Genomic DNA, 11,584 nt, shown 5'->3' on the forward strand with positions numbered 1-11,584 from the left:
CGTGACCACGACCACCACCCTCACCAAGGACCAGCTCGCCCTCGCCGAGGTCACCCTCGACTTCGCGCAGGAACACCTGGCTCCGCACGCCGTCGACTGGGACCGCGACAAGCACTTCCCGACCGACGTGCTGCGCCGCGCGGCGCAGCTCGGCCTCGGCGGCGTCTACGTCCGCGAGGAACACGGAGGTTCGGGACTCACGCGCACCGACGGAGCCCTGATCTTCGAGGTCCTTGCCACGGGCTGCCCCTCCATCGCCGGCTACCTCTCCATCCACAACATGGTCGCCTGGATGATCGACCGCTACGGCGACGACGGCCAGCGCGCCCGCTGGCTCCCGGACCTCTGCTCGGCCGCGGCCCTGGGCAGCTACTGCCTGACCGAGCCGGGAGCCGGCTCCGACGCGGCGGCCCTGCGCACCCGGGCCGACCGCGACGGGGGCTGCTACGTGCTGACCGGCGTGAAGCAGTTCGTCTCCGGCGCGGGGAGCTCGGGCGTCTACATCGTCATGGCCCGCACCGGCGGGGAAGGCCCCGGCGGCATCTCCGCCTTCGTCGTCGAACGCGACGACCCCGGCCTCTCCTTCGGGGCGAACGAACGCAAGATGGGCTGGAACGCCCAGCCCACCCGGCAGGTCGTCCTCGACGGCGTCCGCCTGCCGCCCGACCGCCGGCTGGGCGCCGAGGGCGACGGATTCCGCATCGCCATGAACGGCCTCAACGGCGGCCGGCTCGGCATCGCCGCCTGCTCCCTCGGCGGAGCGCAGAGCGCCCTCGACCGCAGCCTCACCCACCTGGCCGACCGGCAGGCCTTCGGCGCAAGGCTCCTCGACGCCCAGGGACTGCAGTTCCGCCTCGCCGACATGGCCACCGAACTCGCGGCCGCCCGCGCCCTGGTCCGCCAGGCCGCCGAAGCCCTCGACCGGGGCGACCCGCTGGCACCCCGGCTCTGCGCGATGGCCAAGCGCTTCGCCACCGACACCGGCTATTCCGTCGCCGACCGGGCGCTCCAACTCCACGGCGGCTACGGCTACCTGAGCGAATACGGCATCGAGAAGATCGTCCGCGACCTGCGGGTGCACCAGATCCTGGAAGGAACCAACGAGATCATGCGCGTCATCGTGGCCCGGGGCCTCACGGAGGCCGTCCGATGACGGCCGCGGACGAGCCCGTACTGCTGCGCACCGAAGGCCGCGCGGCCCACATCACCCTCAACCGGCCCAAGGCGCTGAACGCACTCACCCACGCCATGGTCCGCACCGTCGCCGACGCCCTCGACGCCTGGGAGGCGGACCCCGCCGTCGAGACGGTCGTCATCACGGGGGCGGGGGAGCGCGGCCTGTGCGCCGGCGGCGACATCCGCGCCATCCACCGGGACGCCGCCACCGGTGGCACCGCCTCGCTGGACTTCTGGCGCGACGAGTACCGCCTCAACGCCCGCATCGCCCGCTACCCCAAGCCGTACGTGGCCGTGATGGACGGCATCGTCATGGGAGGCGGCGTCGGGATCTCGGCCCACGGCACCGTCCGTATCGTCACCGAACGCTCCCGCGTCGCCATGCCCGAGACCGGCATCGGCTTCGTCCCCGACGTCGGCGGCACCTACCTGCTCGGCCTCGCCCCCGGCGAACTGGGCACCCACCTGGCCCTGACCGGCACCCCCATCGGCGCGGCCGACGCCCAACGCTGCGGACTCGCCGACCACTTCGTACCCTCCGAGCGGCTGCCGGCCCTGCTGGCCGCACTCGCCTCGGGCTCCGTCCACGACGTCCTGGCGGCCCACGTAGCCGAGGCGCCGCCCGGCGAACTCGACGCGCAGCGCGAGTGGATCGACCACTGCTACGCCGCGGACACCGTCGAGGAGGTCACCGACCGGCTGGCACGCCATCCCGCGCCCGCCGCCCAGGAGGCGGCGCGCACCCTGCTGACGAAGCCCCCGACCGCCCTCAAGGTCACCCTCGCCGCCGTACGCAGCGCCCGCGGGCTCGGCCCGCTGGAGAAGGTCCTGGACCAGGAGTACCGCGTGTCCAGCGCGGCCCTGGCCCACCCCGACCTGGCGGAGGGCATCCGCGCCCAGGTGATCGACAAGGACCGCACTCCGCGCTGGGACCCCGCCACTCCCGCCGAGGTCGCGGACGGGGACGTGGCGCGGTTCTTCGCACCGCTCGGCGAGCGCGAACTCCGCCTCGCCGCCGCCGACCATCTCTCGGAGGTGCCCTGGTGAACCGTGTCATCGCGTTCGTCGGCCTCGGCCACATGGGCGGCCCCATGGCCGCCAACCTGGTCCGGGCCGGCCACCGGGTCGTCGGCCACGACCTGGCCGAGGACTGCCTGGCTGCCGCGGCGGCCGCCGGCGTGGAGCCGGCGGACTCCGCCGCCGCGGCGGCGGCCGGGGCCGACGTGGTCATCACCATGCTGCCGGCCGGCCGCCATGTCCTCGCCCTCTACCGGGAACAGGGGCTGCTGGCCGCCGCCCGGCCCGGGACCCTGTTCGTCGACTGCTCCACGATCGACGTCGCCGACGCCCGGGCCGCCCACGCCGCCGCCACCGCCGCCGGGCACCGGGCGCTCGACGCACCCGTCTCCGGCGGCGTGATGGGAGCGGAGGCCGCCACGCTCACCTTCATGGCGGGCGGCGGCGAGGCCGAGTTCGCCGAGGCCGAGCCGCTGCTCGCCGCCATGGGCAAACGGACCGTTCACTGCGGATCCGCCGGCGCCGGACAGGCCGCCAAGATCTGCAACAACATGATCCTCGGCATCTCGATGATCGCCGTCAGCGAGGCCTTCGTCCTCGGCGAGAGCCTCGGCCTCTCCCACCAGGCGCTCTTCGACGTGGCCTCCACCGCCTCCGGCCAGTGCTGGGCCCTCACCGTCAACTGCCCGGTGCCGGGGCCGGTCCCCGGCAGTCCCGCCAACCGGGACTACCGGCCCGGATTCGGCGCCCCCCTCATGGCCAAGGACCTCGGCCTCGCCGCGAACGCCCTCGCGGCGGGCGGGGTCGAAGCGCCGCTCGGCCGCCGGGCCGCCGAGATGTACGCCGCCTTCGCCGCCGGCGAGGGCGCGGATCTCGACTTCTCCGCCATCGTCCGCACCCTGCGCCCCCGGAACGGAAGCACCGCATGAGCACCCCGAGCACCCCGTACGAAACGATCCTCGTCGAGCGCAAGGGCCGGGTGGCCCTGCTCACCCTCAACCGCCCCCAGGCCCTCAACGCGCTCAACCTCCAGGTCATGGACGAGGTCGTGGCGGCGGCCGAGGCCCTCGACCGCGATCCCGGTGTCGGCTGCATCGTGGTCACCGGCTCCGCGCGGGCCTTCGCCGCGGGCGCCGACATCAAGGAGATGCGGCCGCAGGGCTACATGGACATGTACCTCAGCGACTGGTTCGCGGCCTGGGACCGGCTGGGCCAGGTCCGCACCCCGACCGTGGCCGCCGTGGCGGGCCACGCGCTGGGCGGCGGCTGCGAGCTCGCCATGCTCTGCGACATCCTGCTCGCCGCCGACACGGCGAAGTTCGGGCAGCCGGAGATCAAGCTCGGTGTCATTCCCGGCATCGGCGGCTCCCAGCGGCTGACCCGCGCGATCGGGAAGGCCAAGGCGATGGAGCTGTGCCTGACCGGACGCACCATGGACGCCGCCGAGGCCGAGCGGGCCGGGCTCGTCTCCCGGATCGTCCCTGCCGAGGACCTCGTCGCGGAGGCCCTCGCGGTCGCCGAGACGGTGGCGGGGATGTCGAAGCCCGTCGCGATGATGGCGAAGGAGGCCGTGAACCGGGCCTTCGAGACCACCCTCACCGAGGGGGTCCGCTTCGAACGGCGGCTGTTCCAGGCGGTGTTCGCCACCGAGGACCAGAAGGAGGGCATGTCCGCCTTCGTGGAGAGGCGGACGCCGGACTTCAGACACCGCTGAGGCCGCGCCGGAGCGCCCGCGAACGCGTCCGTCGCGGGCGCTCCGGTGGTCTGCGTGACCTGTCGGGTCCTCAGTAGCGCAGGGCCGTGCCGGTTTGCGCCGTCACGGTGCCGGACAGCTTGTGCGTGCTGCGGGCCGTGCCCTGTCCGGTGCCCTGGCCGGCGACGTCGGAGACCGTCACCACCACGGTGTCGACGAGGTTGCCGCTCTCGTCCTTGAACTCGACCTGCACCGCGAAGGACTTCGTGGCGTCGTCGGTGTTCCGCACGGTCACGGGGACCGTGGTGTACCCGTCCGGGTCGGTGGCCACGGTGCCCAGGGACACCTGGTCCTTGGCGTTGACCCCGTTCTTGACCTCGCCGAGCTTGTCCTTGGCGACGGCCGCCGCCGACTCGGCGGCCTTCGCCGCCTCGGAGGCGGCTGAGGAGACGGCCTCGCCGGCCGACCTCACCGCGGACGCGGCACTGGAGACGGCACCGGACGGGTTGCCGTCGCCGCCCGAACAGCCCGCGGCGCCGAGCACCGCCGCCGCCAGCACCACACCTGCCGCACCACGCGTCCACGCGACCGCCGCCACCACGCCTCCAAGGGTGTTCCGGCCTTCCAGTCAACGGCCCGGCGGCCCGGATGCCCACTGGACGGGGCATCCGGGTGAGCGGCGCCGGAGGGAACCGCGCGGCGGGCCTCAGGCGCGTCCCGCGGCCAGGCGGTGCTCGTGGACGCGCAGATGGAGGGCTGCGAGGTCCAGCAGGGGAGTGGCCACCCCCAGCGCGCGGGCCCGGACGGTGAGGTCGGTCAGGACGTGGTCGGCCTCCGTCGGCGATCCGGCGATCAGGTCCCGGTAGAGGGACGGGGTGAGGGGGGAACCGGGAGTGGTGACCGTCCTCTCGGTGAAGGCCAGTTCGGCGTCGGGCACCGGATGCCCGGCAGCCGCGGAGACCGCCGCCGCCTCGGCGAGCAGGGACGCCCCGAGGGCCGCCCCGCCCGGAACGGCGTTCACCTCCCCGACCGTTCCGCGCATCAGGCAGGTCACGGCGACCAGGGTGGAGATGAAGACCCACTTGTGCCACATGGCGGCGACGATGTCCCCCGTGTCCGGCGAGTCGATGCCCGCCCGGTTCAGGACCGTACGGATCGTGTCCACGCGGGCGGAGGGGCGGGCGTCGGTCTCTCCGGTCAGGATGACCGCGGGCGGTGCCATGCGGCGGATGCCGCCGTCCTCGTCCAGGGTGGTCACCACCTTCGCGACCCCGCCGAGGACCGCCCCGGCGCCGAAGCGCGCGACGAGGGCGTCGAGGTGGGCCACCCCGTTGAGCAGCGGCACGACGGCCGTCTCCGGGCCGACGGCCGGCCCGATGTCGGCCAGCGCCGGGTGCAGGGCGGTCGCCTTCACGGAGAGCAGGATCAGATCGTAGGGACCGCCGGGGGCGTCGGCCGTCACCAGCTCAGGGGTGAGGTGGAGCTTCTCCCCCTGGCCCTCGACCCGCAGGCCGCGGGCCCGCAGGGCCTTCGCGCGGGCGGGCCGGACCAGGAAGGAGACGTCCTGTCCGGCTTCCGCGAGCCGGGCGCCGAAGAAGCCGCCGACCGCGCCTGCGCCGACCGTGAGGATCCTCATGTGCGGTTGCCTTTCGTGGGAGCGAGCGGAGTGCCGTCGACGGGAGTCCGAGGGGTGCGCGGGGTGCGCGGGGCGTACCGGGAGACCGCCACACCGGCCAGGCACAGCACCCCGCCGAGGAGCGTCAGCCAGGCCGGTACCTCGGCCAGCAGGGCCCAGCTCAGCAGGACGACGATGGCCGGGACGGCGTACGTCGTCGCGCCGAGCCGGCCCGCGGGCATGCGTGCCAGGGCGTAGGTCCACGTGGTGAAGGCGAGGGCGGTGGGGACCACGCCCAGGTAGACCATGTTCAGGGTCGCGGAGGCGGGCGCCCGGGGGAGTTCGTCGAGCAGCTGCCCCGTGAAGGGCAGGCAGACCGCGGCGCCCGTCATGCAGCTGTACGCGGTGATCTGCAGGGGCGTGCCGTAGGAGAGGGCGGGCTTCTGGGCGACGACGCCGGTCGCGTAGGCCACCGCCGCGAGCAGGCAGAGAACGACGCCGAGGAGCGAGGTGGAGCCGCCGTTCCCGGAGGACATGGACAGGCCCACGACCACCGCCCCGGTGAAGGAGACGGCCATGCCCGCCAGCAGGCGCGGGGGCAGCGCCTCGCCGAGCAGCCGGGCCGCGAGCAGCGCCATGAGGATGGGCCCGGTGTTCACGAGCAGGGCGGCCGTACCGGCGTCGACCAGCCGCTCACCCCAGTTCAGCGCGACCGTGTACCCGCAGAACCACACCACGCCGGAGACCAGGATCCCGCGCCAGGCCTCGCGGGGCGGCAGGCCCTGGCGGCGGATCAGGAGCAGGACGCCGAGGACCAGCGAGGCGGCCAGCAGCCGCCCGAGAGCCAGGGCGCCCGGGGAGTACGCGGCTCCCGCGCTGCGGATGGAGACGAAGGCGGAGGCCCAGGCGAACACCGTGAAGGTGACGGCGCCGGCCGTGAGGACGCCGGGCGGGATCGGACTCGAGCGGAACGTCATGACACCACTCTACGACCGCAACATTTCGGCGTCGACCGAAATATCAATCGAGGGCGGGAGAGGCTAGGCCCACGCCTGCCGGGTGATCCCCAGCAGGTCGCCGAAGGCCCGCTCGCCCGCCTCGGTCACCTCCAGCGCACGCCCGCCGCCCGGCGGACGCACCACCCATCCCTCCTCAAGCGACCGTGCGCACAGCCGCGCCCCCGCCAGACCGCCCAGATGGCGGCGCCGCTCCGTCCAGTCCAGGCAGGAGCTCGCCGGCCGCCGGCGCCCCTCGGCGGCCAGGGCGATGCCCGCCTCCGCGCACCAGAGGCGGCCCGCCTCGGTGAGCTCGAACACGCCCTCCGTGCGGAGCAGGCCGCGCTCCTCCATCGCGTCGGTCACCGCCATGCCCAGCCGTCCGGCGAAGTGGTCGTAGCAGGTCCGGGCCCGGGCCAGCGGATCCGGTGCGGCGACCACCGGTACGGCGTGCGCGGCGTCCCGGTCCGGCACGGCGTAGGAGGCGAGTTCGTCGAGCAGGCGGGCCGTGGCGGCGTCGGCGACGCGCACGTAGCTGTGGCGGCCCTGGCGCTCGGTCACGCAGATCCCGGCCTCGAGCAGCCGGGCCAGGTGGCCGGAGACGGTGGAGGGGGCCACCTCCGTGATCCGGGCGAGCTCACCGGCGGTCCAGGCACGCCCCTCCAGCAGCGTCAGGCAGATCGAGGCCCGCGTCTCGTCGGCCAGGGCGGCGGCGAACGCCGCCAGACGGGCGGCGGGGGCCGGGGCGTCCGCGGTCGGCCCGGGATGCAACTGGTTCATGCATCCAGGATGCCCCATGATTTCGGCATACGACGAACCGTTCGCCACCGCATCGGTTCAGTGGCCGGCCGCCGCCTTCACCAGGGCGACGGCCAGGCCGATCGCCGCGTCGAGCGCACCGGCCAGCAGGGCGAGGGCCGCGCCGCTGCCCATGCGGACGCCGCCGTACCAGCCCCAGCCGAAGAGCCCGGCGACGCTCACGCCCGCCGCGGCGTACAGGGCGGTCTGCAGGTCCATCACCCCGAGGGCGGAGGCGGCGATCAGGACCAGCGGGCCGCCCGCGGACAGCAGCAGGGGGCTGCTGACCCACAGCATGTGCCGCAACTCGGCTCCGGTGGCGAGCCGGCCGTGGACCACGCGGTGGGCCTGCTGGTCGGCGACGAGGGCCGCCAGCCACAGCCCGACGGCGGCGGTCAGCACCGTGGCCGCGGTCCCGACGGCGTCGGCGTGCTCCGACACGGCCAGGCCGATCACCACGGAGATCATGGTGATGGTCGCGTACAGCCGCTCCTTCAGCCGGGCGGCGGCAGCGGCAGCCTCCGCGGCGGGTGAGTCGCAGGCTGCGGCATCGGCATGATCCATGGCGCCACCCTAAGCCGCAGGGCCCGGCGGTGCGTGGGCCCCGCGGGCCCGGGCGTGCCCCCTGTCGTGACGGCCCTCCGCGGGCCACACTGGTGGATCCGGGGCGCAACGCCCCCGTCACGAGGAGGCGGTGACGTGGTGTCGGAAGATCCTGTCGAGCAGCCCGCTCCGGTCGTACGGCCCGAGGTGTGGGAGACGTACGGACCGGCCGATCTCAGCGCCGTGCCGGTGTTCGCCGGAGGGTTCATCAACTTCGGCTACTGGCACTCCGTCGACCTCGAACGGCCGCTGTCGCAGGAGGACCGGATCCGCAGCGAGCAGGACCTCTACCGGCACGTGCTCGACGCGGTCGCCCCGGACGGCGGCCGCGCCGTGGAGATCGGCTGCGGCCTGGGCCTCGGATGCGCCCTCGCCCTCGACGAGTACGGGCCCGCCACGGTCACCGGCGTGGACATCCACCCCCAGCAGCTCCGGCGGGCCCGCGAGGCGAACTCCCCGCTCCTCGCCGCCCGGCCGCAGCGGCTGCGCTTCGTCCTCGGAGCGGCCGAGAGCCTGCCCCTCGGCGACGCGGAGTTCGACTGCCTGTACAGCGTCGAGGCGGTCCAGCACTTCCCGGACCTGCCGGCTTTCGCCCGCGAGGCGGCCCGCGTCCTGCGCCCCGGCGGGCGGGTGGCGGTCGCCGGCTTCTTCAGCGTCGAGGGTGCGCCCGCGCCCGAGGAGCGTCTCGCCGGCCTGCTGGAGACGTTCGCCAGCGGGCTCGACATCGCCCGGCCCGTCTCCCGGCTGGCGCAGGCCCTCGCCGAAGCCGGCTTCGGGGACGTCCGAGCCGACTCGATCGGCCGGCAGGTCTGGCCCGGCTGGGACCGCTGGCTCGCCCGCCTCTGGGAGCCCGGGACCTGGCCGCGGAACTTCATGGCCGCCTGGGAACAGCAGATCCTGGACTACTACCTGATCACCGCCGCCCGCCCGTAGCACCGGGCCGTCCCGCAGGGGTGGTTGACCGCGACGGTCGCGATGCGAACGACAGTGCGGATCTTCCGGCCGTAACGAAACCCGCGACGGAGGTGTCAAAGCATGCGGAGGCTGGAAGGAGCCCGTGCGTGAGTGCTCAAGGGGACCCCGACGGTGAGGACGCCGACGGTGTGTCCGGCGCGGCGGACCGGCTGCTGGCCGTGCGGGCGGCGGAAGGGGACGAGGAGGCGTTCGAGGTGCTCGTCCACCGCCATGGAGCGGCCATGCTCCAGCTCGCCGAACGCCTCATGGGGACCCGCGCGGACGCCGAGGACGCCGTGCAGGACGCCTTCGTCAGCGCCTGGCGCAAACTGCCGGAGTTCCGGGGCGAGGCGGGATTCGGCACATGGCTCCACCGCATCGTGACCAACCGCTGCCTGAACCTGCTGCGCGCCCGCAGACCGGTCGCCGACCTCGACGCGGTTGCGGAGCCGGCCGCTCCGGAGCACCGGTCGTCGCCCGTCCGGGCCGCCGAATCGCATGCGGCCGCCCACGATCTCGACCTCGCGATGCGCTGCCTGTCCGCGGAGCAGCGGGTGTGCTGGGTCCTGCGGGAGATCGAGGGCAGGCCCTACGAATCGATCGCCCAGACGGTCCGCATCAGCCCGGAAGCGGTCCGCGCGCGCGTCTTCCGGGCCCGGCGCGTGCTGACGGAGGCGATGGCCGCATGGCGATGAACCACCCCGAACCCGTCGGGCCGCCCGAAGGACGACCCGACGAGGAACACGCCGAACTCCTCGCCTGCGGCCGCGACCTGGCCGCCGTATGGGAGCAGGCCGAGCGCACGGGGCACGCCGGGCAGGCCCCGGCGGACCCGCACACCCTCCGGTGCCCCCACTGCCGGGAAGCCGTGGCCGACCTGGAACGGCTCCGCACCGCCGCAGCCGCTCCGACGAAAGCCGCCGCCGACGGTCCTGTGGACACATCGGCCCTCGTCCGCAGGGTCATGGACGTGGTGCGCCTGGAACTGCGCCCCGGCCGCACCCTGCCGCTCGGCGGGGCGGACGAGGACATCTGGGTCTACGAGTCCGTCGCCGCCCGCATTCTGCGCACGGCCGCCGAGGAGGTCCCCGGCGTCCGGGCCGGCAGCTGCCGCATCGCACCGCCCGGCGGCCGCGGCGAGCCCGCACGCGGGCCGGTCACGGTGCACCTGGAGGTCACGGCCGAGTACGGACACGACCTGCGGGCCACGTCCGAAGCCGTACGCCGTGCCGCCGTCCGGGGCGCGCACGAACGGCTCGGCCTGACCGTCTCCTCGCTCGACGTCACCGTCACCGACCTCCACGGCCCGCCGCACCGGCCGGAGGGGGGCACACCATGACGACGCCACGGGCGGACGCCGTCTCCGCGGCGGTGACGGACGCCGTGCTCGCCGTGCCCGGCGTGGCCTGCCTGCGCCCCGGCCTGCGCGGCCTGCTGCACGCCGCCGTACGCCGGCCGGGCGCGGTGCGCGTCGCCCTCGACGCCGCCGGGTCCGTCCGGGCCCTGCAGATCGAGATCGTCGCCCGGTCGCCGTACCGGACGGCGGATGTGGCCCGTGCGGTGCGTACGGCAGCCGCCGGGGCGGCGGCCGCGCCGGCGACGGCGGTGAAGGTCACCGTCACCGGCATCGTGTGACCGCCGTCCGAGGTGCCTCTCAGAGCGGGGGGCGGACAGGTGAGGACCACCCACAGGGCGGCGAGGGACCACGCGCAGGCGGCCGCCCCCAGCACCCGCAGCCGGCGGACCCGCGCCGGCGGGACCGGGTCCACCCGCCCCACGATGCGCACCGCCGGCGCCGGGGACGGCGGCACCGCCTTGCGCGGAACGGCCGGGACGGGCGGGGCCGGCGGGACCGGCGGGGAGCCCGCGGCACCCGGCACGTCGACGGCGTCGTGCGGGGCCAGCCCCGCCAGGAACCGCCGGTACGCCGCACGCCGGCGTCCCCGCGGAGCCGTGCGCCCGCACTCCCAGGACCGCACGGTCGCCGGGGTCACCCCGAACGCCGCCGCGACCTGCCGGGTCGTCAGACCCCACTGCTCGCGGAGCCGACGCCGCTCACCGGGCTCCGGAAGCCCCACTGCCTGCCGTGCGGAGGACTTCTCCACCGGCGGTCGGACGATCTGACGAGGAAGAAACTGATCGACTGTCATACAGGTCTGACAACCGCACTTCCGGTCCGTGATGCGGGGCTCTCGTCATTCATCCGAACGGCCGTGCCCGATACCGGTGGAACGCCTCCCGGGCATCCGGAACGAACGCCCGATGACGAACCACCTCGTCCAGCTCGCCCTCGCTCACCCAGCCGTACCGGGCCACCTCCGAGGGATCGGGCCGCACGGGCCCCGTGACGACGACCTCGTGCAGGCCGAGCCAGTACGGACTGATCGCACCCGCGCACAGGAACTTGAACAGGAAGCGTGGACGGTCGAGGACGCCGAGTTCCTCCGCCAGTTCCCTCGCGGCGGCATCCTCATAGGACTCGGCGACGCCCACGGCCCCGCCGAGCATCCAGTTGAGATGGCCCGGGAACCGGGAGGCGTCCTCCGGGCGGCGGTGGACGAGAATGCGTCCCCCGGTGTCACGGCACACGATCGTCGCCACGCGGTGCAGCCACCCGTGACGAATCGCCTCGCCCCTGTCCACGACGCCGAGGACCTCGTCGTGCTCGTCGACCCGTTCGACACGTTCGCCCATGGGAACACCCTGCCAGGCGCCCGCGGCCGGGCCCCCGGC

Annotated in this window: 14 protein-coding genes and 1 pseudogene; 8 read left to right on the forward strand and 7 right to left on the reverse strand. The window is 74.4% G+C overall.

Annotated elements, in window-relative coordinates; translation table 11 throughout:
* The first annotated feature begins 1 nt into the window (after position 1).
* Genes E6U81_RS00575 through E6U81_RS00590 form a run of 4 tightly spaced genes read left to right on the forward strand, consistent with a single transcriptional unit; the run spans position 2 to position 3,907 of the window.
* Positions 2-1,153 carry an acyl-CoA dehydrogenase family protein gene (locus tag E6U81_RS00575; protein ID WP_136228040.1) on the forward strand — a complete coding sequence of 384 codons (1,152 nt, stop codon included), beginning with the start codon at positions 2-4 and terminating at the stop codon, positions 1,151-1,153.
* Positions 1,150-2,223, forward strand: a complete 1,074-nt coding sequence (locus tag E6U81_RS00580; RefSeq protein ID WP_136228041.1) for an enoyl-CoA hydratase/isomerase family protein — start codon at positions 1,150-1,152, stop codon at positions 2,221-2,223. The genes E6U81_RS00575 and E6U81_RS00580 overlap by 4 nt, the downstream gene beginning before the upstream one ends.
* Positions 2,220-3,122, forward strand: a complete 903-nt coding sequence (mmsB, locus tag E6U81_RS00585; protein ID WP_136228042.1) for a 3-hydroxyisobutyrate dehydrogenase — start codon at positions 2,220-2,222, stop codon at positions 3,120-3,122. The genes E6U81_RS00580 and mmsB overlap by 4 nt, the downstream gene beginning before the upstream one ends.
* The gene (locus E6U81_RS00590) at positions 3,119-3,907 is read left to right on the forward strand and encodes an enoyl-CoA hydratase (protein ID WP_136228043.1); all 789 of its coding nucleotides are present in this window, start codon (positions 3,119-3,121) and stop codon (positions 3,905-3,907) included. Before mmsB ends, E6U81_RS00590 begins: the two co-directional genes overlap by 4 nt.
* Before the next feature lie 70 nt (positions 3,908-3,977).
* On the opposite strand, the gene E6U81_RS00595 is transcribed toward E6U81_RS00590, so the two are convergent.
* The 5 genes from E6U81_RS00595 to E6U81_RS00615 form a co-directional block, all read right to left on the reverse strand.
* Positions 3,978-4,487: a hypothetical protein gene (locus E6U81_RS00595; RefSeq protein WP_240803540.1), complete on the reverse strand. Its 510-nt coding sequence runs from the start codon at positions 4,485-4,487 to the stop codon at positions 3,978-3,980.
* 105 nt (positions 4,488-4,592) lie between these two features.
* Positions 4,593-5,522, reverse strand: a complete 930-nt coding sequence (locus tag E6U81_RS00600; RefSeq protein WP_136228044.1) for a 2-dehydropantoate 2-reductase — start codon at positions 5,520-5,522, stop codon at positions 4,593-4,595.
* A complete protein-coding gene (locus tag E6U81_RS00605; RefSeq protein WP_136228045.1) occupies positions 5,519-6,478 on the reverse strand; it encodes a DMT family transporter in 960 nt (319 codons plus the stop codon). Before E6U81_RS00605 ends, E6U81_RS00600 begins: the two co-directional genes overlap by 4 nt.
* 63 nt (positions 6,479-6,541) lie before the next feature.
* Positions 6,542-7,276: a helix-turn-helix domain-containing protein gene (locus tag E6U81_RS00610; protein ID WP_136228046.1), complete on the reverse strand. Its 735-nt coding sequence runs from the start codon at positions 7,274-7,276 to the stop codon at positions 6,542-6,544.
* Between the two features lie 57 nt (positions 7,277-7,333).
* Positions 7,334-7,858: a hypothetical protein gene (locus E6U81_RS00615; protein WP_136228047.1), complete on the reverse strand. Its 525-nt coding sequence runs from the start codon at positions 7,856-7,858 to the stop codon at positions 7,334-7,336.
* A gap of 138 nt (positions 7,859-7,996) precedes the next feature.
* On the opposite strand from E6U81_RS00615, the gene E6U81_RS00620 reads away from it, so the two are divergent.
* The 4 genes from E6U81_RS00620 (at position 7,997) to E6U81_RS39570 (ending at position 10,486) form a co-directional block, all read left to right on the forward strand.
* A complete protein-coding gene (locus E6U81_RS00620; protein WP_240803541.1) occupies positions 7,997-8,830 on the forward strand; it encodes a class I SAM-dependent methyltransferase in 834 nt (277 codons plus the stop codon).
* A gap of 128 nt (positions 8,831-8,958) precedes the next feature.
* Positions 8,959-9,546, forward strand: a complete 588-nt coding sequence (locus tag E6U81_RS00625; RefSeq protein WP_240803542.1) for a sigma-70 family RNA polymerase sigma factor — start codon at positions 8,959-8,961, stop codon at positions 9,544-9,546.
* Positions 9,537-10,190 (forward strand): Asp23/Gls24 family envelope stress response protein, encoded by a 654-nt coding sequence (locus E6U81_RS00630; protein WP_240803543.1) that lies wholly within the window; start codon positions 9,537-9,539, stop codon positions 10,188-10,190. The genes E6U81_RS00625 and E6U81_RS00630 overlap by 10 nt, the downstream gene beginning before the upstream one ends.
* Entirely contained in the window at positions 10,187-10,486 is a 300-nt protein-coding gene (locus E6U81_RS39570) for a hypothetical protein (RefSeq protein WP_168714513.1), read from the forward strand. Before E6U81_RS00630 ends, E6U81_RS39570 begins: the two co-directional genes overlap by 4 nt.
* Before the next feature lie 272 nt (positions 10,487-10,758).
* On the opposite strand, the pseudogene E6U81_RS40700 reads toward E6U81_RS39570, so the two are convergent.
* Together E6U81_RS40700 and E6U81_RS00640 are read right to left on the reverse strand one after the other, a co-directional pair.
* Positions 10,759-11,001 (reverse strand): annotated as a pseudogene (locus E6U81_RS40700) (helix-turn-helix transcriptional regulator); the annotation flags it as partial.
* Between the two features lie 49 nt (positions 11,002-11,050).
* The gene (locus tag E6U81_RS00640) at positions 11,051-11,545 is read right to left on the reverse strand and encodes an NUDIX domain-containing protein (protein WP_136228049.1); all 495 of its coding nucleotides are present in this window, start codon (positions 11,543-11,545) and stop codon (positions 11,051-11,053) included.
* Between the last annotated feature and the right edge of the window lie 39 nt (positions 11,546-11,584).

This window comes from Streptomyces sp. A0592, from assembly GCF_004795115.1.
In the GTDB taxonomy this organism is placed as follows: domain Bacteria; phylum Actinomycetota; class Actinomycetes; order Streptomycetales; family Streptomycetaceae; genus Streptomyces; species Streptomyces erythrochromogenes.

What these genes read in the sequence shown, in the direction of transcription:
- E6U81_RS00580 (WP_136228041.1), top strand. Translation starts at nt 1,150, where the DNA reads ATGACGGCCGCGGACGAGCCCGTACTGCTGCGCACCGAAGGCCGCGCG.
- E6U81_RS00590 (WP_136228043.1), top strand. Translation starts at nt 3,119, where the DNA reads ATGAGCACCCCGAGCACCCCGTACGAAACGATCCTCGTCGAGCGCAAG.
- E6U81_RS00600 (WP_136228044.1), bottom strand. Translation starts at nt 5,522, where the DNA reads ATGAGGATCCTCACGGTCGGCGCAGGCGCGGTCGGCGGCTTCTTCGGC.
- E6U81_RS00605 (WP_136228045.1), bottom strand. Translation starts at nt 6,478, where the DNA reads ATGACGTTCCGCTCGAGTCCGATCCCGCCCGGCGTCCTCACGGCCGGC.
- E6U81_RS00610 (WP_136228046.1), bottom strand. Translation starts at nt 7,276, where the DNA reads ATGAACCAGTTGCATCCCGGGCCGACCGCGGACGCCCCGGCCCCCGCC.
- E6U81_RS00615 (WP_136228047.1), bottom strand. Translation starts at nt 7,858, where the DNA reads ATGGATCATGCCGATGCCGCAGCCTGCGACTCACCCGCCGCGGAGGCT.
- E6U81_RS00630 (WP_240803543.1), top strand. Translation starts at nt 9,537, where the DNA reads ATGGCGATGAACCACCCCGAACCCGTCGGGCCGCCCGAAGGACGACCC.
- E6U81_RS39570 (WP_168714513.1), top strand. Translation starts at nt 10,187, where the DNA reads ATGACGACGCCACGGGCGGACGCCGTCTCCGCGGCGGTGACGGACGCC.
- E6U81_RS00640 (WP_136228049.1), bottom strand. Translation starts at nt 11,545, where the DNA reads ATGGGCGAACGTGTCGAACGGGTCGACGAGCACGACGAGGTCCTCGGC.